Below are 22,986 nucleotides of genomic sequence, written 5' to 3' on the forward strand. Positions count from 1 at the left end.
ACCTCCGACGCCGCGACAGGAGCGTCCGATGAGTACCCGCGACAACGATGTTGCCCCTGCCCCGAGACGGAGTGCCGAAGAGAGGAAGGTGCTGGCCAGCACCCTGGTAGGCACCACCATCGAGTGGTACGACTACTTCATCTATGCCCAGGCGGCCGCCTTCGTGCTGGCGCCGCTGTACTTCGGCCCGGTGGCCGACGACAACCCCGGCCTCGCCCAGGTCATCTCCTGGGCCTCGCTGGGCATCAGCTTCCTGTTCCGTCCGCTCGGCGCCGTCGTCGCCGGTCATCTCGGTGACCGGCTCGGCCGCAAGATGGTCCTGGTCATCACGCTGGTGGGGATGGGCGGTGCCACCGCCCTGATCGGCCTGCTGCCCACCTACGCGACCATCGGCATCTGGGCACCGATCATCCTCATCCTGCTGCGCGTCGTGCAGGGCTTCTCCGCCGGCGGCGAATGGGGCGGCGCGGCCCTGATGTCCGTCGAGCACGCTCCGCGCAACAAGCGCAGCGCCTTCGGCTCCTACCCGCAGATCGGCGTGCCGATCGGCATGCTGCTGGCCACGGCCTTCATGACCATCCTGACCAGCTCGATGAGCGCCGAGGCCTTCCAGACCTGGGGCTGGCGGATCCCGTTCATCTCCTCCGCGGTGCTGATCCTGATCGGCTACATCATCCGTCGCGCCGTCGAGGAGTCGCCCGTCTTCAAGGAGATGCAGCTGCGGAAGAAGGAATCCGCCGCCCCGCTGCGCGTCCTGCTGCGCGACCACAAGAAGAACGTCATCCTCGCGGCGCTGATCTTCGCGGCCAACAACGCGGCCGGCTACCTGGTGATCGCCTTCTTCGCCTCGTACGGGTCCAACGTGCTGGACATGTCCCGCACCTCGACGCTGATCGCGAGCTTCATCGGCGGCGTCAGCTGGCTGGTCTTCACGATGTTCGGCGGGTGGATCGGCGACAGGATCGGCAAGATCCTCACCTTCCAGATCGGCTACGGGATCATCATCCTGTGGGCCATCCCCATGTGGTTCCTGCTGGACACCGCCTCCCTGCCCCTGTTCACCCTGGCGATCGTGCTGCTGACCGTCGGTCTGGGCCCGTCCTACGGCCCGCAGTCGGCGCTGTACGCCGAGATGTTCCCGGCCCGGGTCCGCTACTCGGGGGTGTCCATCGGCTACGCCCTCGGCTCCATCGTCGGCGGCGCCTTCGCGCCGATGATCGCGCAGCTGCTGCTGAACCGGACCGGATCCGGGTGGACGATCGGTGTCTACATCGCGGTGCTCGGGCTGATCTCGTTCATCGCCGTGTCGATGGTGCCCAAGTCGATCGAGGGCAAGGACCTCCACGTCGAGGACGCCGAGCGGGAGTACCTGGAGGAGCATCCGGAGGACGCCGCCCTCGCCGCGGAGGTCAAGCGCGGCCAGTGAGCCGCACCGGGTCGGGGGATAGCCCCCAGCCGCTTCCCGGAGCCGCGCGATACCCTGGAAGCCGTCGATGGCGAGGAGCCGAGGCCACCCTCGCGGAGACCGGCGGAGACAGTCCGTCGTCGCCCTCAGCTCCCGCCGAGAGGTCCGCGGATGCCCATGAATGCTCAGAACCGACCGCCACGGCAGCAGCCGGTGCGACGGACCGGCATGCCTCCGCACCCCGACCCCTCCGCCCGGCGGGCCTCGGCAGCCCCCCGGGTCCCGGTCCCGCGACGCGCCGCACCGTGGGCACCGGGGCAGCGCCCGCTGGAGGGGAAGGTCCACGCCCCGTTCTCGAGGGCGGTCGTGCCGCGCCGACGCCGTGGTCGCTGGCTCACCCACGGCGTGCCGAGCGTGCTCGCCGGCGTGATCGGTCTCAGCAGCTTCGTCACCCTCGGGGTGAGCAGCCTGGTGGGCGGTGCCGGACTGCTCGGCCCGCTGCTGGCCGGGCTCGGGATCGCCGCCGTCGTCGGGGGCGGCAGCGCGTACCTGCTGCGCAACCGCGCACCGCGCCCGGTGCGTCTGGGACGCAGCACCACCGAGATCCCCGCCGCGACCCGCACGATGCTCGAGAAGGTCGTCAAGGACTCGCGCCAGCAGCGGCGACGGCTGCAGCGGATGCAGCGCCGGGCCCGCGGCTCGACGGTCTCGCAGATCCTGCACCGCGCCGAGACGCTGCTGCTGCGGATCGATGCCGTGCTGGATTCCGCGGCCATCCAGTCGCGCCGCGCCTCGGACGGCGACGTGATGCTGCTGGAGGGGATGGCCGACCGCTATGTCCCGGACCTCGTCGATGCCCTCGAGGACACCGTCGGCTTCCTCGATCCCACCACCACCGAGGAGGCGCGGGAGCGGGCGATCGAGAACCTGCACCGCATCGATGAGCAGCTGACCGTGCTCGCAGGCAGCATCGATCGGTTGGAGAACGACATCGTCGCCGGCGTCACCCGCAGCCTGGACGTGCACTCGGAGTTCCTCCGGGCACGCTTCCCCGAGCCCTCGAGCGACCCCTTCATCGACCGCTGAGCGGCCGCGGCGTCTCGACGCCGCGGCCCGCGGACGCCCTCACCCGGTCAGCGCGTTCGGGAACCCGAGATGCTTGGCGATGATCCCGAGCTGCACCTCGGTGGAGCCCTCCCCCACCTCGAGGATGCGCGAGTCGCGGTAGTGGCGGGCCACCACGTTCTCGTTCATGAAGCCGTTGCCGCCCCAGATCTGGCAGGCGTCGCGGGCGTTGGCGACGGCGGCCTCGCTGCTGACCAGCTTGGCGATGGAGGCCTCGTTGCTGAAGGGCATCCCGGCATCCAGGCGGCGCGCGGCCTCGTGCACGACGGCGCGGGCGGCCGCGGTGCGGGACTGCATGCGGGCGATGGTGAAGGCGATGTGCTGGTTCTCGCCGAGGGTCCTCCCGAACACCACCCGCTGCTGGGCGTAGTCCACGGCCTGTTCGACACAGCCCTGGGCGGCGCCCACGCACAGCGCGCCCAGCGCCACCCGGCCCTGGTCGAGGATGGTGAGGAAGTTGGAGAAGCCGCGGCCCTGCTCCCCCAGCAGGTTCTCCTCGGGCACGCGCACGTCCTCGAGCAGCAGCGGGTGGGTGTCGGAGGTGTGCCAGCCCACCTTGTCGTAGCCGGGCAGGACGGTGAACCCGGGGGTGTCGGTGGGGACGATGATGCTGGTCAGCTCCGGGGTGCTGGACCCGTCGCTGCGCCGACGCTGCCCGGTGACGGCGGTGACGGTCACCAGGGAGGTGATGGGGGTGCCGGAGTTGGTGATGAACTGCTTGGTCCCGTCGATCACCCACCGGCCGTCCTCGAGCCGCGCGGTGGTGCGGGTGCCGCCGGCATCCGAGCCCGCGTCCGCCTCGGTGAGCCCGAAGCCGGCGAGCTCCTCACCGCGGGCCAGGGCCGGCAGGTAGCGCTCCTTCTGGGCGTCGGTGCCGAAGGTCAGGATCGGCATCGCGCCGAGGCCCAGTCCGGCCTCGAGGGTGACGGCGATGGACTGGTCCACCCTGGCCAGCTGCTCCACCGCGAGGCACAGCGAGAGGTAGTCCCTGCCCTGCCCGCCGTACTCGCGCGAGATCGGCAGCCCGAACAGTCCCAGCTGTCCCATCTGGGCGATGATCTCCATCGGCAGGCGCCGCTCGGTGTCGTACTCATAGCTGGCGGGGGCGACGACCTCGTCGGCGAACTCGCGGACCTGCGCGGCCAGGCGCTGGTGCTCCTCGCTCAGCATGTCGGTGCCGGGCGGGGGCGTGGGGGTGGTGCTCACAGAGGTCTCCTTCTCGGGGGCTGCGGTGCTCATGAGTCCTGCGCGGGGCGGTGCTGATCACGACGGTGCTGATCAGGGCTGTGCGGGGCCGGGGCCTGCGGGTCGAGGGCGCTCGCGAGGCCGCGGGTGGCCAGCGAGCGGGCATGGCGCAGGATCGGTCCGTCGACCATGCGTCCCTCGTGCTCGAACACTCCGGTGCCGTGCCGTTCGGCGGCGGCGAGGATCCCGCGGGCCCAGGCGGCCTCGGCGGGACTCGGCGCATAGGCGGCCCGGACGGCGGCGGCCTGGGCGGGATGGATGCAGGCGGTGGCGGTGAAGCCGCTGGCCGCGGCGTCCTCGGCCTCGGCGCGCCAGCCGTCCTCGTCGGAGAGGTCGGTGTGGATCGCGTCGATCGCGCTGCGGCCGTGGGCGCGGGCGGCCAGCAGCACGCTGGAGCGGGCCTGGCGGACCACGTCGCGGTAGCTGCCGTCGGCGTGGCGGGAGGAGGTGCCGCCGAGGGAGGCGATGAGGTCCTCCCCGCCCCACATCAGCGCGGCCACGTCCGGGTGGGCGGCCAGCGTGGGGGCGGCGAGGATGCCGCGAGCCGTCTCGCACAGCGCCACCACCCGCACGCCGGGCAGGGCGCCGACGAGCCGGTCCACGGCGGAGAGGCTGCTCGCCTTGGGCAGCATCACCCAGCGGGGGCGGCGCGCGCTCAGTGCTCGCAGGTCCGCGTCGACGTCGGGCCCGTCGGGGGCGTTGACCCGGATGATGGTGCGCGCCGGGTCCAGCTGGTGGGCGGCGACGGCCTCGCGAGCGGCACGCTTGTGCTCCGGGGCGACGGCGTCCTCGAGATCGAGGATCACGGCGTCGGCCCGCTCCGCGGCCTTGGCGAAGCGGTCGGGCCGATCGCCGGGGCAGAACAGCAGGGAGGGGCCCAGCGGGAAGGTCTCGTGGCCCTCGCCCGGGTGGGCGTCCGGAGCGCCGTGCCGCTCGCGGCAGGTGACCCGGCTGCCGGGTGTCAGGTGCTCGTGCGTCATGGTCATGGGATCTCCTGGTCGGGCGTGGGTCGGTAGTGCATGAGAGTGGTGCGGGCGGCGCGGACCACGACCTCGCCGTGCTGGTCGCGGCCGGTGTGGACGAGGGAGACGACCGCCTGACCGGGCCGGGAGCCGGAGGCGCGGACACCGAGCACGGTGGTCTCGCTGTAGAGCGTGTCGCCGTGGTGCAGCGGGCGGGGGAAGGAGATCTCCCCGAAGCCGAGGTTCGCCACCAGGGTGCCCTGGGTGATCTGGGCGACCGAGGCACCGACGACGGTCGCGAGGGTGAGCATCGAGTTCACCAGGCGCTGCCCGAACTCGGTGGTCTCGCTCCAGGCGGCATCGAGGTGGAGGGCCTGCGGGTTCATCGTCATGGTGGAGAACAGGACGTTGTCCGCCTCGCTGATGGTGCGGCCGGGCCGGTGCGCGTAGGTCGCACCGATCTGCAGCTCATCGGCGTACATCCCGCGCTGGACGATGCGGGGACCGTCGGGGAGGTCCGGGGCGGAGGGGCCCGCCCCGGACCGGGGGCCCACGGCCGATTCGTGGACCGAATCCGCACCGGGGCCGGGCACCGGCTGGTGGCCGGGGGCCGGCTCGTGGACCGAGTCGGCGCCGGGACCGGGCACGGGATCATGACCGGGGGCCGGCTCGTGGACGGAATCAGCGCCGGGACCGGGGACGGGTCCGTGGGTGTGGGCGTGGTCGGTCATGAGCGGGCCTCCTGCGGGGTGAGTGGGGCGGACAGGTGCGTGGGGGCCGGGTCCCGGCCGGCGGCGGATGCGGGATCGGGCGCCTCGGCAGGCGCACCGTCGTCCGGGGCGTCCGCGGACTCCTCGGACAGCACCTGGGCGACCTCCTCGCCGCGGGCCACCCGGTGCCCGGCCCCGACGTGCAGGCGCACGATGCCGTCGCCGGGGGCGCGGAGGGTGTGCTCCATCTTCATCGCCTCGACCACCAGCACCGGCTCCCCGGCGACGACCCGGTCCCCGTCGGCCACCAGCACGGTGGTGACGGTGCCGGGCATCGGCGAGTCGAGCGTCGGTGCCGTCCCCTGTCCGGTGGCGCTGTGGAGGCGGCGGTGCAGGGTCAGCTCGCGGTCCTCGCCCGGCAGCCCGATCCATACCGCCTCCTCGGCGGTGTGATGGGTCAGCGGGAGCCGGCAGCCGTCGACGGTGACGGCGCCGGCGTGCAGGGCGAGATCGACCTCGACCTCGCCGAGGCGGGCCCGGGCGCGGCCCGGGGTACCGGTCAGCACGATCTCCTGCGGCTGGCCGTCGTGCCGCTCGAGGCGCACCAGGAACGGTGCGGCCCGCCCGAGCCGCCAGCCGGAGGGGCGGTGCCAGAGGTCGTCGGGCCGGGAGCGGGCCACCTGGTCCCAGTGCAGCAGGGCCGCGACGGCGAGCGTCTGCGCGGTGGCCGGGGGCGGGGTGAGCTCCGGCAGGCGGCGCTGGATCAGTCCCGTGTCCAGGTCGCCGCGGGCCACCTCCTCCAGGGCGAGCAGGGAGCGCAGGAAGCCGGTGTTGGTGACCACGCCGAGCACATGCGTGGCGGCGAGGGCCCGGTCCAGGGCGGCGAGCGCCTGGGTGCGGGTGGGGGCATGGGCGATCACCTTGGCGAGCATCGGGTCGTAGCTGCTGGAGACGGTGGTGCCGAGCTCCAAGGCGTGGTCGACGCGCACGTGCTCCGGCAGGGCGAGGGCCAGCACCGTACCGCCGGTGGGCAGGAACCCTGCGGCCGCGTCCTCGGCGTAGACGCGGGCCTCGATCGCGTGGCCCTCCAGGTGCACCTGGTCCTGGGTCAGCGACAGCGGCCGGCCGTCGGCGATGCGGAGCTGCTCGGCGACCAGGTCGATCCCGGTGACGGCCTCGGTGACGGCGTGCTCGACCTGCAGCCGGGTGTTCATCTCGAGGAAGAAGGGCTCTTCGGGGGCGCTGCCGTCGACGATGAACTCGACGGTGCCGGCACCGCGGTAGTCCACCGCGCGGGCGGCGGCGACCGCGGCCTGCCCGAAGCGCTCGCGCTGCGCGGGGGTGAGGGAGGGGCTGGGCGCCTCCTCGATCACCTTCTGGTGACGGCGCTGCAGCGAGCATTCGCGCTCGCCCAGGTGGATCACGTTGCCGTGGCTGTCGGCGAGGACCTGCACCTCGATATGGCGGGGCGCGGTGATCAACCGCTCGAGGAAGAGGGTGTCGTCACCGAAGGCCCCGGCGGCCTCGCGGCGGGCGGCGGCGAGCGCGGCCGGCAGCTCCTCCGCCGTGGTGACCTCGTGCATCCCCTTGCCGCCGCCGCCGGCGGCGGGCTTGACCAGCACCGGGAAGCCGATCTCGGCGGCACCGGCGATCAGGGCGGCGTCGTCCAGCCCGGGATCGGCGATGCCGGGCACGACGGGCACGTCGCGGGCGGTGACCGCGGCGCGGGCGGCGATCTTGTCGCCCATGGTCTCGATCGCGGCGGCCGAGGGGCCGATGAACACCAGTCCGGCCTCATCGCAGGCGCGGGCGAAGTCGGCGCGCTCGGCGAGGAAGCCGTAGCCGGGGTGGACGGCGTGGGCCCCGGTGGCCCGCGCGGCGGCGATGATCTCGGCGCCGTCGAGGTAGGAGCTGAGGCGCACGGCCCGGTCGGCGGCAGCCACATGGGCGGCGCCGGCGTCCTCGTCGGTGTGCACGGCGATGCCTCTCAGGCCCAGCCGGTGCAGGGTGCGGAGGATCCGCATCGCGATCTCGCCGCGGTTGGCGATCAGGACAGCGTCGATCATCAGTACCTCACATCCGGAAGACGCCGTGGCTGGGCTCGGCCAGCGGGGCGCGGGAGACGACGTCCAGGGCCAGGCCCAGCACGGTGCGGGTGTCGGCGGGCTCGATGACCCCGTCGTCCCAGAGCCGGGCGGTGGAGTAGTAGGGGCTGCCCTGGGACTCGTACTCCTCGATGATGGGGCGCGTGAACTCGGCTTCCTCCTGCTCGCTCCAGGTGCCGCCGCCCGCCTCGATCCGGTCGCGCTTGACCGTGGCGAGCACGGCGGCGGCCTGCGCACCGCCCATCACGGACACCCGCGCGTTCGGCCACAGCCACAGGAACCGCGGCGAGTAGGCGCGGCCGCACATCGAGTAGGTGCCCGCGCCGAAGGAGCCGCCGATGACGACGGTGAGCTTGGGGACCCGGGCGCAGGCGACGGCGGTGACCATCTTCGCGCCGTCCTTGGCGATGCCGCCGCGCTCGTACTCGGCCCCCACCATGAACCCGGCGATGTTCTGCAGGAACACCAGCGGGATCGCGCGCTGATCGCAGAGCTCGACGAAGTGGGCGCCCTTGAGCGCGGACTCGCTGAACAGCACCCCGTTGTTGGCGACGATGCCGACGGGGTGGCCGTGGATCCGGGCGAAGCCGGTGACCAGGGTGGTGCCGTAGGTGGGTTTGAACTCCGAGAACTCGCCGGCGTCCACGACCCTGGCGATCACCTCGTGCACGTCGTACGGGGTGGACAGATCCGCCGGCACGGCCTCGCCCATGGTCGCCGGGTCCACGGCGGGCTCGCGGGACTCGCGGCGGGGCAGGACGGGGTCGGGGTCGGGGAGGGTGTCGACGATGTCGCGGAGGATCGACAGGGCGTGCTCATCGTCCTCGGCGAGGTGGTCGGCGACGCCGGAGACCTCGGTGTGCATCACCCCGCCGCCGAGGTCCTCGGCGCTGACCTCCTCGCCGGTGGCCGCCTTCACCAGCGGCGGTCCGCCCAGGAAGATCGTGCCCTGCTCGCGGACGATGACGGTCTGGTCGCTCATCGCCGGCACGTAGGCGCCGCCCGCGGTGGAGGAGCCCATCACGGCGGAGATCTGCGCGATCCCCGCGGCGCTCATCCGGGCCTGGTGGTAGAAGATCCGCCCGAAGTGGTCGCGGTCGGGGAACACCTCGTCCTGCATCGGCAGGTAGGCGCCGCCGGAATCCACCAGGTACACGCAGGGCAGGCGGTTCTCCTGCGCGATCTCCTGGGCCCGCAGGTGCTTCTTCACGGTCATCGGGAAATAGGTGCCTCCCTTGACGGTGGCGTCGTTGGCGAGGACCAGGCAGTGCCGTCCCTGGATCATCCCGACCCCGGCGACCACCCCGGCGCCCGGGGCGGCCCCGTCGTACATCCCCTCCGCCGCCAGCGGCGCGATCTCCAGGAAGGGCGTGCCCGGATCGAGCAGCCGGTCGATGCGCTCACGGGCCAGCAGCTTGCCGCGCGCGCGGTGCTTCTGCCGAGCGGAGGCCGAGCCGCCGTCGGCCGCGACGGACAGACGCCGCCGCAGCTCGGCGACCAGGGATTCCATCGCCGCGGCGCGGTCGGCGGCGGCATCGTCCGCAGCGACGGCGGTGCGCAGTACGTCCATGGACTACCTCGTCAGCAGGATCGCGGGGTCGGACAGGACGTCGGCGACGTCCATCAGGAACCGGGAGGCCTCCGCGCCGTCGAGCACCCGGTGGTCGAAGGAGACGGTGAGGGTGACGACGGTGCGCAGGGCCACCTCCCCATGATGCTCCCAGGGCTGGGTGCGCAGGGCCCCGATCGCCAGGATGATGCTCTGACCGGGGTTGAGGATCGGTACCCCGCCCTCGACACCGAAGACGCCGACGTTGGTGACGGTGAGCGTCGAGCCGGTCAGCTCCGCGGGGGTGAGGGAGCCCTCGCGGGCCTTCCCGGCCTGCTCGGCGATCTGCTCGGTGAGGCTCGCACCCTCCAGGGAGTCCGCATCGGGGACGGTGGCGACCACCAGTCCCCGCTCGGTGGCCACGGCCACGCCGAGGGAGACCTGCTCGAACAGCTCGATCTCCCCGGCCTCGGCGTCGAAGCGGGCGTTGGCCGCGGGGGTCCGGGCAGCGGCCGGGACGATCGCCCGGCACACCGCGGCCAGGAAGGACGTCCTCCGTCCGTCCCGGTCGGGGCGGCGCAGCCGCTCGAGGGTGTCGGTGACGTCGAGGGTGGTGTGCACCGAGGCGTGCGGGGCCGTGAAGGCGGAGTCGGCCATGGCGCGAGCGGTCTCGCGGCGCAGTCCCGTGACGGGTCGGCGGGTGGAGGCCGGCCCGCGACTGCTCCCGGCACCGTCCTGCGCGGCGGCACCACCGGGGGCGCTGGTCCCACCCTGCGCGCAGGCGTCGACGTCGGTGCGGAGGATCCTGCCGCCGGGTCCCGTCCCGTGCACCTCAGTCAGGTCCACGCCCAGGTCACGGGCGTGGCGGCGCACCGGGGGCATGGCTCTCGGGGTGGGGTGGGCGGCCTCCTGCGCGCTGCGGCCCACGTACGGGACGGTCTCGAAGGAGCGCGGCCGGCGGCGAGGCCGTCCGGTGCCGGGCAGCATGGGCCCGTACCCGACCAGCACCTGCTGGCGCTGCGGAGCCCCGGAGAACCCGGCCGCCTCGGCAGACGCCGGAGACGCCGCGGACTCGGCCGGTGCAGGCGACTCGGCCGACGCCGGTGACGCCGCGGACTCGGCCGGTGCAGGCGGCTCGGCAGACGCCGGAGACGCCGCGGACTCGGCCGGTGCAGGCGGCTCGGCCGACGCCGGTGACGCCGCGGACTCGGCCGGTGCAGGCGACTCGGCAGACGCCGGTGACGCCGCGGACTCGGCCGGTGCGGGTGACCCGGCGGGCGCCGCACCGGCCTCCTCGAGACCGATCAGGGGCGCGCCGACGGCGAGGGTCTCCCCCTCCGTGGCGTACAGGGCGGTGATGCGCCCGGCCCGCGGACTGGGCAGCTCGACCAGCGCCTTGGCGGTCTCCACCTCTGCGATCGCCTGGTTCCGGGTGACCTCGTCACCCACGGCGATGTTCCAGGTCACGATCGTCGCCTCGGTGAGGCCCTCTCCAAGGTCCGGGAGCATGAAGTCACTCATCAGGCGGCCTCCCTCGAATTGCGTCGACCCAGGGTGCGATCCACTGCGTCGAGGATCCGGTCGATGCCGGGCAGGTAGTGGTCCTCCAGAGCACCCGGCGGGTAGGGGATGTCGAAGCCGGTCACCCGTTCGGGGGCGGCCTCCAGGTGGGCGAAGCAGTCCTCGATGGCGGAGGTGATCACCTCGGAGGAGACCGAGACGTTGCCGGGCGCCTCGTGGGCGACCACCAGGCGACCGGTGCGGCGCACGCTCGCGGCGACCGTGTCCCGGTCCAGCGGGGACAGGGAGCGCAGGTCGATGACCTCGAGGTCGATGCCGTCGTCCTCCGCGGCGACCGCCGCCTCCAGCGCGGTGACCACCAACGGCCCGTAGGCGACGAGGGTCGCGTCCCTGCCGGTGCGCAGGACCCGGGCGGAAGAGAGATCGGCGGTCACCGAGGTGTCGACCTCGCCCTTGGACCAGTAGCGGCGCTTGGGCTCGAGCACCATCACCGGGTCGTCGCACTCGATCGCGGCGCGCATCGTGGAGTAGGCGTCCTGGGGGTCGGCGACGGTGACCACCCGCAGGCCGGGGGTGTGCGCGAAGTACGCCTCGGGACTCTCCGAGTGGTGCTCGACGGCACCGATGCCGCCGCCGAAGGGGATCCGGATGGTCAGCGGCATCCGCACCGCGCCGCTGGTGCGGTAGTGGAGACGGGCGACCTGGGCGACGATCTGGTCGAAGCCGGGGTAGACGAAGCCGTCGAACTGGATCTCGGACACCGGGCGCATTCCGCGGTAGGCCATGCCCACGGAGGTGCCGATGATCCCGGACTCCGCCAGCGGCGAGTCGATCACACGGGAGGCGCCGAAGCGCTCCTGCAGCCCGTCGGTGATGCGGAAGACGCCGCCGAGGGTGCCGATGTCCTCGCCGATGAGCACCACGTTCTCATCGGCCTCGAGGGAGTCGCGCAGGGCGGCGTTCACTGCGGCGGCCATGGTCATGGTGGTGCTCATGCCGATGCCCCCTCCGTCTGCTCCGGGGCCAGCGAGTCGGTGAAGGCGCGGAACTGCTCCCGCTGCCGCAGCAGGCCCGGATGCTCGGTGGCCAGCACGTTCTCGAACATGCTCTCCGGTGCCGGACGGGGCAGTGCGGCCACCGCCTCCTGCATGGCGGTGGTGGCCTCCCCGCTGCGCTGCTCCGCCTCGGTGCGCAGGTCATCGACGGAGGCGCCGAGCTGCTCGAGATGCCGCTCCAGCCGCCCCACCGGGCAGCGCCGACGCCAGTGCTCGAGCTCCTTCTCCTCTCGGTAGCGGGTGGGGTCGTCGCTGGTGGTGTGGGGCCCGAGGCGGTAGGTGACGGCCTCGATGAACATCGGCCCCTTGCCGGCGCGGATGTGCTGGGCGGCGAGCAGGCTGGCCGCCCGGACGGCGAGCACGTCGTTGCCGTCGACCCGGAGGGAGGGGATGCCGAATCCGGTGGGCCGCAGGGCGATCGGGACGGTGGCCTGCACGTCGACCGGCTCGGAGATCGCGTAGTGGTTGTTCTGGCAGAAGAAGAGCACCGGCGCGCGGAACGACGCCGCGAAGACCATCGCCTCGTTCGTGTCCCCTTGGCTGAGGGCGCCGTCACCGAAGCAGGCGACGGCGAGGTCGTCCTTGCCCTGCGCCTGGGTGGCCATCGCATAGCCGACGGCGTGGTGGGTCTGCGCACCGATGATCACCTGCGGGGTGGCCATGTGGTGGGCGAAGGGGTCCCAGCCGGACAGGGTGGTGCCGCGCCAGACGGCGAGCATCTCGCCCGGGCCCACCCCCCGGCACCAGGCCAGGGCGTTCTCGCGGTACGAGGTGAACAGGAAGTCCGTGGTCGGCAGGGCCCGACCCAGACCGACCTGGGCGGCCTCCTGGCCGCGCAGCGGCGGCCACAGGCCCAGCTCGCCCTGCCGCTGCAGGGCGACGGCCTCGTCGTCGATCGCGCGCACCACGGCCATGTCCAGGTACAGGCTCGTCAGCAGCTCCAGGTCCACGTCATCCAACAGCGGGTCCAGGGTCGCATCGGGGCGTCGGGTGCCGTCCTCGCGGAGGACGTGCAGGGGCGTGTCGAGTCCAGCGACCAGGTCGTGGTCGGGAGCTGACGTGGTCGTCAACATTCGGACCTCCAGAATCCGCAGCGCCTGGTGAGCGCATGCGACGTCCGCACCGGGTGGGTGCCATGACGTCGTCGTCGTGACCCACGTTACGTCCGGAGTGCACAGCGCACAACGAATACCAAGAAATTTCAGCAGAATGCACACTCTGAGAGGCTCCGGTCCCGTAGAATTATGCAGTATGCACACCGTGGATGACACCGACCGTCGGCTTCTGCTGGCCATGACGGAGAACCCCCGCTCCACGATCGTCTCCCTCGCCGAGCGGTTGGGCCTGTCCCGCAACACCGTCCAGTCGCGTCTGGCCGCGCTCGAGGCCGGCCAGGCGCTGCAGGGCTACGACCGGCGCCTGCACGCCGCCTCGCTCGGCTATCCGCTCACCGCGTTCATGGAGACGCAGGTGGACCAGCCCCGGCTCGAGCAGGTGATCGCGCAGCTGCGGGAGATCCCCGAGGTGGTGCAGGTGCACGGGATGAGCGGTCTGCACGACATCCTGGTGCGCTGCGTGTGCCGCGACACCGATGACCTCTACCGGGTCAACAAGCTGGTGCTGGGCTGCGAGGGCGTGCTCCGCACCGACACCTCGCTGGCGATGGGCGAGCTGATCCCCTTCCGCCTGGCGCCGGTGCTCGAGCGCGACCTGCGCCGCTGAGCGACGCCGGGCAGCCCGATCAGCGCGAGCAGCGCGAGGCAGCCCTCCCGTGCGACCACTCCATGTGAGGTGCCGTCATGCGGAGGGGAAAGCGGCACCTGACATGGATCGGACCCTGGGCAGACAGGCCCTCAGGACCGCACCGTCGCCGCGGGAGTCCGGGTCGGAAGTCCGCACGCCGCGGGAGTCCGGGTCAGACCTCCGCGAGCGCCACCGGCTGGCCGGTGCGCACGGACTCCTGGGCGGCGGCGACCACGCGGACGGTGCGCAGCCCCGCCTCACCGGTGGGATCCACCGCCCGACCGTCCCGCACGGCCCCCAGGAAGGCGTCCAGCAGCAGGGCGTCCAGGTCGCTCCCGTAGGGCAGCCACTGCCCGGGCCCGCCCACGTGCTGGGCGAAGGCATCGATCTGCAGCTGACCGCCGGTGCCGAGGGCCTGCAGGCGCAGCCCGCCCCAGGTGGGGGCGTCCTCGGGCAGCGACCAGGAGCAGTCGATCGTCGCCACCACGCCCGAGTCGAAGGTGAGCGTGACCAGCCCGCCGGTCTCGGCGCCCTCCCCGGCCCGGTCGGCGTGCAGGATGCGGTTGGTGGTGGCGTGGACGGTCGCGGGCGGGCCGAGGACGGAGTCGAGGATCTCGGCGAGGTGGACGGTGTGATCCACCATCGCGCCGCCGCCGGCGAGCTCCACGTCGGTGAACCAGTCCCGGGCGGTGGGCAGCTTGCCGTTGTTGGTGCCGGTCAGGCCGATCACCTCACCGAGCGCGCCCTCGGCCACCGCGGTCCGCAGCGCCTGGACGGCGGGCGAGAAGTGCACCGGGAAGGCGGTCATCAGCACCACGCCGGCCTCGTGGCAGGCCGCCACCATCGCCTCGGCATCGGGCACGGAGGTGGCCAGCGGCTTCTCGCACAGCACGTGCACGCCGCGGCGGGCGGCCTCCAGCACGAGGTCCCTGTGGTGGGCGTTGGCGCTGGTGACCACGATCGCGTCCGGACCCTCGGGCCAGGCCTCCCAGGCATCGGCGTAGGAGGGGACCAGCCGCACCCCGCGCACATCGCCGTAGCCGTCCGGATCGGCGACCACCAGCTCCACGTCGGCGCGGGACTCGAGCAGGGCGGCATAGGAGCCGGCGTGGGTGTGGGCGCAGCTCATCAGGGCGACCTTGAGCGGCGCAGCGGGGTCGGTGGGTCGTGCGGTCAGCATGCGATGCTCCGTCCGGTGCGCAGGGACTCGAGGGCGGCGTGGGCGATCTCCACGGCCAGGGCGCCGTCGGCCGCCGCCACCCGGGCGGGAGCGCCTCCGGCACGCGCGGTCGCGAAGTCGACGATCTCGGCCGTGTAGGGGTCCCTCACCGCCGAGACGTCCGGCAGGAAGCCGTCCCCGGCGGCGTGGCGGGCGGAGGCGACGGTGTCGAACACGACCCCCGGATCCCCGGCGCTGTCGTACTGCAGCAGCCCCGCGTCCCCGGCGAGGTCGAAGGCATAGCGGAACTGCGTGCCCGGCGGGCCCCAGAAGCCGCGGCAATAGGAGAGCGCACCACAATGGTGGGTGAGGACCACATGCGCGGTGCGCACAGTGCTGTCCGTGGCGGCGATCGACTGCTGGGCAAAGACCCGCTGCACGGGCCCGGCCATCCACAGCGCCTGGTCGATGTCGTGGATCATCTGGTCCATGACGATGCCGCCGGAGAGCTCGTCGTCGGCGTACCAGGAGCGGTCCGGCAGGACGCCGGTGCGCTCGAAGCGCAGCACCGCGAGGGTGCCCACGGCGCCGGTGTCGATCGCCCGCTCAGCCGCGGCGTACTGGGGGAAGTAGCGCACCACATGCGCCGGGAACAGCAGCCTGCCGGCACGGTCGGCTTGGTCGACGAGCTCGCGGGCCTCCGCGGGATCCAGGGACAGCGGCTTCTCGCACAGCACGTCCCGGCCGGCATCCAGCGCGGCCCGCACGATCCCGGGATGGGAGGGGGTGGGGGTGCAGATGTCGACGACGTCCACCACGGCCAGCAGCTGCTGGAGGCTGTCGTGCGCGGTGGCGCCGGCCTCGGCCGCGAACTGCTGGGCCCCGGCCTCGCTGTGGCAGTGCAGCTCGGCGCCGACCTCGGCCCAGCCGGGCAGGTGGGCGCGGGCGATCCCGCCGGTGCCGACGATACCGACGCGCAGCGGACCCGGGGCGGCCGGCGAGGCGGGAGGTGGAGAGGTGGTCATGCGCGAGCGGTCCTTCCTCACTGAGGGCGCCGGCGCCCCGGTCGAGGCTGCCCGGCCGGCGACCACCGAGCGGTCGCGATGCCCTGCATGAGAGCACGCTACCAGCACCGACAATTTATGCAACCACCTTGTGGAATACGGCCCGGGCGCCGCACCGGGACGTATCGCCCACTACGCTTCCTCGCATGACCGCCTCCCCGGACCCGGCCGATCCCCGCACCCAGCGCGAGCGCATGCTCGCCGGCGAGTGGTACGTCTCCGACCAGGAGCTGAGCGCGCTCCAGCTCGCCGCCGCCCGCCTGGCCGACCGGTATCACCGGGCCTGGCTCGAGGACGCCCCGCAGGCCCGCGACCTGCTCGCCGAGCTGCTGGGCGGCCTCGGCGAGGGGACCGTGGTGCGGCCCCCGTTCGCGGTGGACTACGGCAGCAACGTCACCCTCGGCGCGCGCACCTTCGTGAACTATCACCTCACAGCCGCTGACGTCGCCCCGATCACCATCGGCGACGACTGCCAGATCGGTCCGAACGTCCAGCTGCTCACGCCGATCCATCCCACCGAGCCCCGGCCTCGGCGGGAGCGGTGGGAACGGGCCGCGCCGATCGTCATCGGGGACAACGTCTGGCTCGGCGGCGGAGTCACCGTGCTGCCGGGGGTGAGGATCGGGGACAACGCGGTGATCGGCGCCTCGGCCGTGGTGACGAGGGACGTGCCGGCGGGCGTGGTCGCCGTCGGGAATCCGGCCCGGGTGCTGCGCGAGGTCTGAGCCCGGCGTTCAGCCGGCGCTCGCCCCCGCCGCCTCGACGAGATCCGCCGCGAGCCGCTCCGCCGCCTCCTCGTCCAGGTCGTGCACGGTCATCCGCAGGTGACGGGAGGGTTCCGCACCGGGTGCGAGCCGGAATCCGTCCCCGGTGCGCACCAGCCAGCCCCGACGCCTCAGCTGCTCCGCGATCTCCCGCGCGGGGGCGGGGACCGGCACCCACAGGCTCATCCCGTCCCCGGCCTCCACCGGCAGTCCCTGTGCCGTGAGGCGGTCCGCGAAGGCGTGGTTGCGCGCGGCGTAGTGCGCTCCCGCCCTCTCGATGAGGGCCAGCGCCTCGGGATCGGTCATCACGGCGTGGGTGAGCCGTTGCAGCAGGTGGCTGACCCAGGTGGTGCCGGGGCTGAGCCGCAGGGCGAGCCGGCCGGCCGTGTCGGGGTCGGTGGCGGTGACGGCCAGGCACATGTCGGGGCCGACGAACTTCGAGACCGAGCGCAGCAGCGCCCAGCGCCGATTCCCCGGACCGATGATCGAGTGGAAGGGTCGCCGGGAGAGGAAGGAGAAGTAGTCGTCCTGGATCACCAGCACATAGGGATGGTCGGCGAGGACCTCGCGCAGCGCAGCGGCGCGGCGGGCGCTGAGCGAGGCGCCGGTGGGGTTCTGGGCCCGCGGGGTGCTCACCACCGCACGCACCCCCTGCTCGAGGGCCGCCCGGAGACCCTCGACGGTCATGCCCTCGGCGTCGACGGGGACCGGGACCGCGCGGTATCCGCCGAGGCGGGCGATCTGGATGCTGGCCAGGAAGCAGGGGTCCTCGAGCGCCACGGCGTCGTCGCGGATCAGCGCCTGGGACAGCAGCCGTTCCACGGCGTCGACGGCGCCGCTGGTCAGGGTGATGTGCAGGGCGGCGGGGTCTCCCGGGACGTCGGGGGCCATCCAGTCCCGTGCCCAGTGCTCGAGGTCGGGGTCGATGACGGGTTCCCCGTAGAGCACCGGGCGTCCGGCCGCGGCGGCCAGGCCCGGTGCGAGATCCGGGATCAGCCGCGGGTCGGGGTTGCCGGTGCCGAGGTCGCGCAGGGTGCCGGCGGCGGCGAAGCCCTCCTGCGCCAGGGGTGCGCGACGGGCGATCCGCGTGCCGCCGCGCCCCTGGGAGACCACCACCCCGGTGCGGGCGAGGCTGCGGTAGGCCGCCACGGCGGTGTTGCGGTTGACCCCGAGCTGCTCGGCGAGGGCTCGCACGGAGGGCAGGCTCTGCCCGGGGATCAGCTCCCCGCGGTCCACGAGGGCCCGCACGCTGTCGGCGATCTCCGCCGCGGTCCCGCCGCGGATCACCAGCTCTCCTCCGTGCTCATCCGCTCGAGTCTAGGCGGGCCGCGAGGATACCGGCCGCGGCGCGGACCACCCCTCGCCCCGCGACCCGTGCCGTGCTACGTTTTGGCCTAGGCCAATGTGGTGCAGGGAGGGTCGACGAGCCGGACGCTGGCGGCCCGCGCCGCGCGAGCGACGAGGACACCCCATGAATCCCACTGACAGCACCACCCCCGGCAGCACCACCGGCACCGGCACGGTCAAGCGCGGCCTCGCCGACATGATGAAGGGCGGCGTCATCATGGACGTCGTCACCGCCGAGCAGGCGAAGATCGCCGAGGACGCCGGCGCGGTCGCCGTGATGGCCCTCGAGCGGGTCCCGGCCGATATCCGTGCCCAGGGCGGCGTCTCCCGCATGAGCGACCCGGACATGATCGACGGAATCATCAACACTGTCTCGATCCCGGTGATGGCCAAGGCCCGCATCGGCCACTTCGTCGAGGCACAGGTGCTGCAGGAGCTGGGCGTGGACTACATCGACGAGTCCGAGGTGCTCTCCCCGGCAGACTACGTCCACCACATCGACAAGCACCGCTTCACCGTGCCCTTCGTGTGCGGCGCGACGAACCTCGGCGAGGCCCTGCGCCGCATCACCGAGGGCGCGGCGATGATCCGCTCCAAGGGCGAGGCGGGCACCGGCGACGTCTCCGAGGCCACCAAGCACATCCGCACCATCAACGCCGAGATCCGGGCGCTGGCCGCCAGGAGCGAGGACGAGCTGTATCTCGCGGCGAAGGAGCTGCAGGCCCCCTACGCCCTGGTCAAGGAGGTCGCCGAGGCCGGAGAGCTGCCCGTGGTGCTGTTCGTCGCGGGCGGTGTCGCCACCCCGGCGGATGCCGCGATGATGATGCAGCTGGGAGCCGACGGGGTCTTCGTCGGCTCCGGGATCTTCAAGTCCGGCAATCCGGCCGAGCGCGCCGCCGCGATCGTCCGAGCGACCACCTTCTTCGACGACCCCTCCGTGATCGCCGAGGTCTCCCGCGGGCTCGGCGAGGCGATGGTGGGCCTCAACGTCGCCGACCTCCCCGCCCCGCACCGCCTGGCCGAGCGCGGCTGGTGAGCGCCGGCGGCCCCGGGCCACGGATCGGGGTGCTCGCGCTGCAGGGCGATGTGCGCGAGCATGCCCGGCTGCTGGAGGAGCTCGGTGCCGTCGTCACGCTGGTGCGTCGGGCCTCGGAGCTCGTCGCGATCGATGCCCTGGTGCTGCCGGGCGGGGAGTCGGGGGTGATGGACCGCCTCGCCCGGATCACCGGCCTGCGCGGGCCGCTGCGGGAGGTGATCGCCGACGGGCTGCCGGTGCTGGGCACCTGCGCCGGACTGATCCTGCTGGCGGACCGGCTGCTCGATGGAACACCTGGTCAGGAGACCCTCGGCGGGCTCGACGTGACGGTGCGGCGCAATGCCTTCGGCAGTCAGTCCGACTCCTTCGAGACCGCTCTGGAGGTCCCCGCCCTGGGCCCGCCGGCGGTGCGCACCGCCTTCATCCGTGCTCCGCTGATCGAGCAGCTCGGGCCCCGGGCACGCGCGCTGGCCACCCTGCCCGACGGGCGGATCGTCGCCGCCGAGCAGGGCAGGGTGCAGGGTCTCGCCTTCCACCCCGAGGCGACCGGGGAGTCGCGGTTCCATCGGCGGCTCCTGGAGCAGGTGCGCTGCCGCTGAGCCGCAGCGGCTGCCTCACGGCTCCTGAGCCTCAGCCGCGCAGCAGCGGCGCGATCTCGTGGCCCCAGGCCTCCACGGCCGGCAGATCGCGGAAGTCGCCGGTCGGGGTGCGCATGGACGTCAGCAGCACGCGCTCGTGCACCGGGATCCGGTCCATCAGCACCCAGCCGGGGAAGTTCTTCACCGCCACCGGGGAGACGGGGAAGCGGGCGAGGAAGGTGTCGGTGGCCTTCTGCGTGCCGCCCTTGGCCGGGTCGGCGGCGGAGCCGGAGCAGGAGAAGAAGGCGAAGGGGCGCCCGGCGAGCTGTGCGCGGTGGGTCTGCGCCCAGGCGGCGGCGGGCTTCTCGATCGCCTCGATGCGCACCCCGGAGCCCAGCACCACCGCGTCGTAGCTGCTCGGGTCCGGGTCCTCCGCGATGTCGACGAGGTCCACCTCCAGCTCATCGGCGCGCAGCGCGGCGGCGAGGGTCTCGGCGAGGGTGCGGGTGGCTCCGGAGTGGGTCGCAAAGGCGACGAGCACGGTCATGGCCACATCCTGCCAGGGCTCGGCCCACGCCGGCGGGACCGAGGTCTCGCCGCTCAGACGGTTGGTCGGCGAAGGTCACGATCCGGGTGTCATGACCAGCCGGTCACTGGATAGCTCCCGAGCAGGAGCGGACAATGCACGTACACGGCCCTGGCCGACCCGGCCTTCGCCGACACCCTAGGAGGCAGCCGTGAAGAAGCGCATCCTCTCTCTCCTCGCCAGCATCGCCATGATGTGCGGTCTGGCCATGCTTGCGCCGGCCTCGGCCGTCGCCGCCCCGTACTGCGGCATCTACTGGGGCTCGCTCCCCGAATCCGTCTCGGGGATGTCCTCGGCCCAGATCGAGAACCTCCGCACCGGTCGGCACACCTGCTTCGACCGGCTCGTCGTCGATCTCGAGGGCGACGTCTCCGGATACTCGGTGAAATACGTCCCTCGCGTGACCGAGCTCGGCTCCGGCTTCGCCGTCCCGCTCCGCGGCGGCGCCGATCTGGAGGTCCTGGTCCTGGCCCCGGCGCACGACGCCGACTTCACTGCGACGTACTCCCCGCGCCACCGCTCGCACGCGGTGGACGTGACCGGCTATCGCACCTTCCGTCAGGTCGCCTTCAGCGGCACCTTCGAGGGACAGACCCTGATCGGTCTCGGCGTGCGCGCCCGACTCCCGATGCGGGTGTTCACCCTGGACGGTCCCGGCGACGGCTCCCGCCTGGTCATCGACGTGGCCCACCGCTGGTGAGTCCGCGCTCCGCGCGCACCATCGCTCGCCACCCCCGGACCGGCGGTCCCTTCCCGGACCGCCGGTCCGACCCTGTCCAGGTGCGGTGCTGCGGGGTACCGCGCAGGTCAGCGGATCAGGCGGCGGTCCCGGGCCTCCCGGATCGCGGCGGTGCGGCTGTCCACCCCGAGCTTGTCGTAGATGTGCACCAGGTGGGTCTTCACCGTCGATTCCGAGATGAACATCAGCTTCGCGACCTCGCGGTTGGTCGCTCCGGTGGCGAGCGCCTCGAGGATCTCGGTCTCCCGCGGGGACAGGGTGCTGTGCGGGTTGCTCATCCGCTGCACCAGGCGCTGCTGCACCTCGGGCGAGAGGACACTGCGACCTGCGGCGGCCTCCCCGACGGCGTCGATCAGTGCCTCCGTGGGCGAATCCTTGAGCACGTAGCCGGTCGCTCCGGCCTCGAGCGCGCCGACGATGTCCGCCTCCGCATCGAAGGTGGTCACAGCCAGCACCTGCACCCCGGGGTGCGCGGCGCGCAGGCGGCGGGTGGTCTCGATGCCACCGATGCCGTCGCCGAGGTTCAGGTCCATCAGCACCAGGTCCGGCGTCCCGCCGGGGCCGGCCGCGAGAGCGTCGAGCTCCTCCAGCGCCGCGGCGCCGGAGCCGACCTCGGCGACCACCTCGATACCGTCGTCGGCCTCCAGCAGGGCGCGCAGCCCGGCCCTGACCACGGGGTGGTCATCGACCATCATGATCCGGATGCTCGTCCTCGCCTCTGAGATGCTGCTCATGCGTCGGTCTCCTGGGTGAGGGTCGGCAGGGTGAGGCCGACGGTGGTGCCCTCCCCGGGGGCCGAATCGATCGCCACGCTGCCGCCGGCGCGGGAGAGGCGGGCGCGCAGCAGGTGCAGCCCGTCGCCGCCGTCGTGGTTGGTGGTGGGGGTGGAGGGATCGAAGCCGCGGCCGTCGTCCACCACGTCCAGGCTCACTCGTCCCGGCCACCAGGCAAGGGTCAGCACGCAGCGCCGGGCCTCGGCGTGCTGCTGCACGTTGGCCACCAGGGACTGGGCGGCGCGGTGGAGGGTCTCGACCTGGGCGGGGGCGAGCTCTCGCGGGGTCCCGTCGATCCGCAGCTCCCAGCGGGGGCTCTCCCCCAGCATCTCGGCGCGGGAGATCACGCCCCGCAGGGCCTGCTCGAGGGTGGTGCGGGGCGCGCGGTCGGCGAGGTCGCGCACCAGGCGGCGGGCGTCGGCGAGATTCTCGCGGGCGGTATCCTCGATGCGGGAGAAGGACTCGGCGGCCTCGGGATGGGCGTTCCGGGCACCGCGGCTGAGCAGCACGATGGAGTTCAGCCCCTGGGCGAGGGTGTCGTGGATATCGTGGGCGAGGCGCTGGCGCTCCTCGGCGATGCCCTTGCGACGCTCGGAGTCGGCGAGCTCGCTCTGAGCGGCGCGCAGCCGGGCGACCAGCTGCCGGTTCCGGTCGGCCTCGATCAGCAGCCGACGATAAACCGCATGGGCGATCAGCGAGAAGGCGGCACCGACCACCGGGCCCAGGACCTCGCCGATCTGGAGCGAGCCGGTCTCCTTCGACAGCAGCGGCGCCATCACGGCCCACAGCGTGACCCCTCCGAGGGCCAGAGGGCCCGCCACCCGCCCGAGCGCGAACAGCACCAGGAAGAACAGCGGGAACGCGATCCACACGAACGCCGACGAGACGACGGTGCTGGCCATCCACACGACGGTGAGGGCGAGCACCCAGCCGCGGGAGGGCAGCAGCAGATCGATCCGGTCGGAGCGGTCGGCCTCGCCCCGACGCAGCGCGGCCCGGGACGCGACCACGTAGATCCCGACCACCGCCGCGGTGGTGACCAGGACGAGCGGCAGTGGGACGCCGTCGGTGCCATGAGCACGCACGGCACCCATGCCCGGCAGCACGGCGAAGGCCACGTGCATCGCGCCGCTCAGGGTCCGGGCCAGGGCGGCGGCGGTCTCCCGGGGCGTCTCGGGGCCGAGATCGGGCTCGCCGGTGCCGAGTCCCTCGGGATCGCGGGGTCCGACGGGATCGCGGGGTCCGGTGGGGTCGCGCGGCCCGGCTGGGTCTGTCGAGGGATCGGAGGTCACGTCGCCACTCTAGGGGCGAGGCAGAGCACACGGCATCGTCCGAATGGTCGAGCAGATCCAGCCGTTGCGACCAGTCCCGATCCCGGACAGTGACAGGGACGGGCCGATGGTGCGACGGGCCGGCACTATTGCCGGCTCACCTCACCATCGACCCGTCCGGGACGCTCAGCGGCCCGTCCGCACCCGGCGCGCAGCGCGGCAGGAGGTCGGGACCGCAGCAGGAGCTCA

General features: G+C 72.9%; 21 protein-coding genes. 7 read left to right on the forward strand and 14 right to left on the reverse strand.

What is annotated here, in order from left to right:
• Nucleotides 1-28: 28 nt before the first annotated feature.
• Both ACHUEU_RS05855 and ACHUEU_RS05860 read left to right on the forward strand, forming a co-directional pair.
• Entirely contained in the window at nucleotides 29-1,426 is a 1,398-nt protein-coding gene (locus ACHUEU_RS05855) for an MFS transporter (RefSeq protein WP_394214963.1), read from the forward strand.
• Nucleotides 1,427-1,633: 207 nt separating this feature from the next.
• Nucleotides 1,634-2,491 (forward strand): hypothetical protein, encoded by an 858-nt coding sequence (locus tag ACHUEU_RS05860; protein WP_394214964.1) that lies wholly within the window; start codon nucleotides 1,634-1,636, stop codon nucleotides 2,489-2,491.
• 39 nt (nucleotides 2,492-2,530) lie between these two features.
• Here the strand turns inward: ACHUEU_RS05860 and ACHUEU_RS05865 are convergent, their stop codons facing one another.
• From ACHUEU_RS05865 to ACHUEU_RS05900, 8 genes are all read right to left on the reverse strand, one after another.
• On the reverse strand, nucleotides 2,531-3,700 hold the full coding sequence (locus ACHUEU_RS05865; protein WP_394214986.1) for an acyl-CoA dehydrogenase family protein: 1,170 nt from the start codon (nucleotides 3,698-3,700) through the stop codon (nucleotides 2,531-2,533).
• A gap of 65 nt (nucleotides 3,701-3,765) precedes the next feature.
• Nucleotides 3,766-4,761 carry an HpcH/HpaI aldolase/citrate lyase family protein gene (locus ACHUEU_RS05870; RefSeq protein WP_394214965.1) on the reverse strand — a complete coding sequence of 332 codons (996 nt, stop codon included), beginning with the start codon at nucleotides 4,759-4,761 and terminating at the stop codon, nucleotides 3,766-3,768.
• Nucleotides 4,758-5,219 carry a MaoC family dehydratase gene (locus ACHUEU_RS05875; protein ID WP_394214987.1) on the reverse strand — a complete coding sequence of 154 codons (462 nt, stop codon included), beginning with the start codon at nucleotides 5,217-5,219 and terminating at the stop codon, nucleotides 4,758-4,760. Before ACHUEU_RS05875 ends, ACHUEU_RS05870 begins: the two co-directional genes overlap by 4 nt.
• A 245-nt stretch (nucleotides 5,220-5,464) precedes the next feature.
• Entirely contained in the window at nucleotides 5,465-7,513 is a 2,049-nt protein-coding gene (locus ACHUEU_RS05880) for an acetyl/propionyl/methylcrotonyl-CoA carboxylase subunit alpha (RefSeq protein ID WP_394214966.1), read from the reverse strand.
• Nucleotides 7,514-7,520: 7 nt separating this feature from the next.
• Nucleotides 7,521-9,122: a carboxyl transferase domain-containing protein gene (locus tag ACHUEU_RS05885; RefSeq protein ID WP_394214967.1), complete on the reverse strand. Its 1,602-nt coding sequence runs from the start codon at nucleotides 9,120-9,122 to the stop codon at nucleotides 7,521-7,523.
• Nucleotides 9,123-9,125: 3 nt separating this feature from the next.
• On the reverse strand, nucleotides 9,126-10,622 hold the full coding sequence (locus ACHUEU_RS05890; RefSeq protein ID WP_394214968.1) for a dihydrolipoamide acetyltransferase family protein: 1,497 nt from the start codon (nucleotides 10,620-10,622) through the stop codon (nucleotides 9,126-9,128).
• Nucleotides 10,622-11,617, reverse strand: a complete 996-nt coding sequence (locus ACHUEU_RS05895) for an alpha-ketoacid dehydrogenase subunit beta (RefSeq protein ID WP_394214969.1) — start codon at nucleotides 11,615-11,617, stop codon at nucleotides 10,622-10,624. The genes ACHUEU_RS05890 and ACHUEU_RS05895 overlap by 1 nt, the downstream gene beginning before the upstream one ends.
• Entirely contained in the window at nucleotides 11,614-12,750 is a 1,137-nt protein-coding gene (locus ACHUEU_RS05900; RefSeq protein WP_394214970.1) for a thiamine pyrophosphate-dependent enzyme, read from the reverse strand. Before ACHUEU_RS05900 ends, ACHUEU_RS05895 begins: the two co-directional genes overlap by 4 nt.
• Before the next feature lie 178 nt (nucleotides 12,751-12,928).
• On the opposite strand from ACHUEU_RS05900, the gene ACHUEU_RS05905 reads away from it, so the two are divergent.
• Complete coding sequence (locus ACHUEU_RS05905) at nucleotides 12,929-13,399, forward strand: Lrp/AsnC family transcriptional regulator (protein WP_394214971.1); 471 nt, start codon at nucleotides 12,929-12,931, stop codon at nucleotides 13,397-13,399.
• 193 nt (nucleotides 13,400-13,592) lie between these two features.
• Here ACHUEU_RS05905 and ACHUEU_RS05910 read toward each other — a convergent pair whose 3' ends face one another.
• Together ACHUEU_RS05910 and ACHUEU_RS05915 are read right to left on the reverse strand one after the other, a co-directional pair.
• The gene (locus ACHUEU_RS05910; RefSeq protein WP_394214972.1) at nucleotides 13,593-14,600 is read right to left on the reverse strand and encodes a Gfo/Idh/MocA family protein; all 1,008 of its coding nucleotides are present in this window, start codon (nucleotides 14,598-14,600) and stop codon (nucleotides 13,593-13,595) included.
• Nucleotides 14,594-15,604, reverse strand: a complete 1,011-nt coding sequence (locus tag ACHUEU_RS05915) for a Gfo/Idh/MocA family protein (protein ID WP_394214973.1) — start codon at nucleotides 15,602-15,604, stop codon at nucleotides 14,594-14,596. The genes ACHUEU_RS05910 and ACHUEU_RS05915 overlap by 7 nt, the downstream gene beginning before the upstream one ends.
• Before the next feature lie 185 nt (nucleotides 15,605-15,789).
• On the opposite strand from ACHUEU_RS05915, the gene ACHUEU_RS05920 reads away from it, so the two are divergent.
• The gene (locus ACHUEU_RS05920; protein WP_394214974.1) at nucleotides 15,790-16,368 is read left to right on the forward strand and encodes a sugar O-acetyltransferase; all 579 of its coding nucleotides are present in this window, start codon (nucleotides 15,790-15,792) and stop codon (nucleotides 16,366-16,368) included.
• A 9-nt stretch (nucleotides 16,369-16,377) separates the two neighbouring features.
• Here the strand turns inward: ACHUEU_RS05920 and ACHUEU_RS05925 are convergent, their stop codons facing one another.
• The gene (locus ACHUEU_RS05925; protein ID WP_394214988.1) at nucleotides 16,378-17,697 is read right to left on the reverse strand and encodes an aminotransferase class I/II-fold pyridoxal phosphate-dependent enzyme; all 1,320 of its coding nucleotides are present in this window, start codon (nucleotides 17,695-17,697) and stop codon (nucleotides 16,378-16,380) included.
• Between the two features lie 181 nt (nucleotides 17,698-17,878).
• Here ACHUEU_RS05925 and pdxS point away from each other — a divergent pair, with 181 nt between their 5' ends.
• Both pdxS and pdxT read left to right on the forward strand, forming a co-directional pair.
• Entirely contained in the window at nucleotides 17,879-18,790 is a 912-nt protein-coding gene (gene pdxS / locus ACHUEU_RS05930; RefSeq protein WP_394214975.1) for a pyridoxal 5'-phosphate synthase lyase subunit PdxS, read from the forward strand.
• Nucleotides 18,787-19,389, forward strand: a complete 603-nt coding sequence (gene pdxT, locus ACHUEU_RS05935; RefSeq protein ID WP_394214976.1) for a pyridoxal 5'-phosphate synthase glutaminase subunit PdxT — start codon at nucleotides 18,787-18,789, stop codon at nucleotides 19,387-19,389. Before pdxS ends, pdxT begins: the two co-directional genes overlap by 4 nt.
• Nucleotides 19,390-19,420: 31 nt before the next feature.
• Here pdxT and ACHUEU_RS05940 read toward each other — a convergent pair whose 3' ends face one another.
• Nucleotides 19,421-19,915, reverse strand: a complete 495-nt coding sequence (locus ACHUEU_RS05940; RefSeq protein WP_394214977.1) for a flavodoxin domain-containing protein — start codon at nucleotides 19,913-19,915, stop codon at nucleotides 19,421-19,423.
• A 190-nt stretch (nucleotides 19,916-20,105) separates the two neighbouring features.
• On the opposite strand from ACHUEU_RS05940, the gene ACHUEU_RS05945 reads away from it, so the two are divergent.
• Nucleotides 20,106-20,654 (forward strand): AMIN-like domain-containing (lipo)protein, encoded by a 549-nt coding sequence (locus ACHUEU_RS05945; protein WP_394214978.1) that lies wholly within the window; start codon nucleotides 20,106-20,108, stop codon nucleotides 20,652-20,654.
• A 107-nt stretch (nucleotides 20,655-20,761) separates the two neighbouring features.
• Here the strand turns inward: ACHUEU_RS05945 and ACHUEU_RS05950 are convergent, their stop codons facing one another.
• Together ACHUEU_RS05950 and ACHUEU_RS05955 are read right to left on the reverse strand one after the other, a co-directional pair.
• The gene (locus tag ACHUEU_RS05950) at nucleotides 20,762-21,427 is read right to left on the reverse strand and encodes a response regulator (protein ID WP_394214979.1); all 666 of its coding nucleotides are present in this window, start codon (nucleotides 21,425-21,427) and stop codon (nucleotides 20,762-20,764) included.
• Nucleotides 21,424-22,758: a sensor histidine kinase gene (locus ACHUEU_RS05955; protein ID WP_394214980.1), complete on the reverse strand. Its 1,335-nt coding sequence runs from the start codon at nucleotides 22,756-22,758 to the stop codon at nucleotides 21,424-21,426. Before ACHUEU_RS05955 ends, ACHUEU_RS05950 begins: the two co-directional genes overlap by 4 nt.
• Nucleotides 22,759-22,986 lie beyond the last annotated feature (228 nt).

Origin of the sequence: Brachybacterium vulturis (assembly GCF_043641765.1) — a bacterium.
GTDB lineage: Bacteria > Actinomycetota > Actinomycetes > Actinomycetales > Dermabacteraceae > Brachybacterium > Brachybacterium vulturis_A.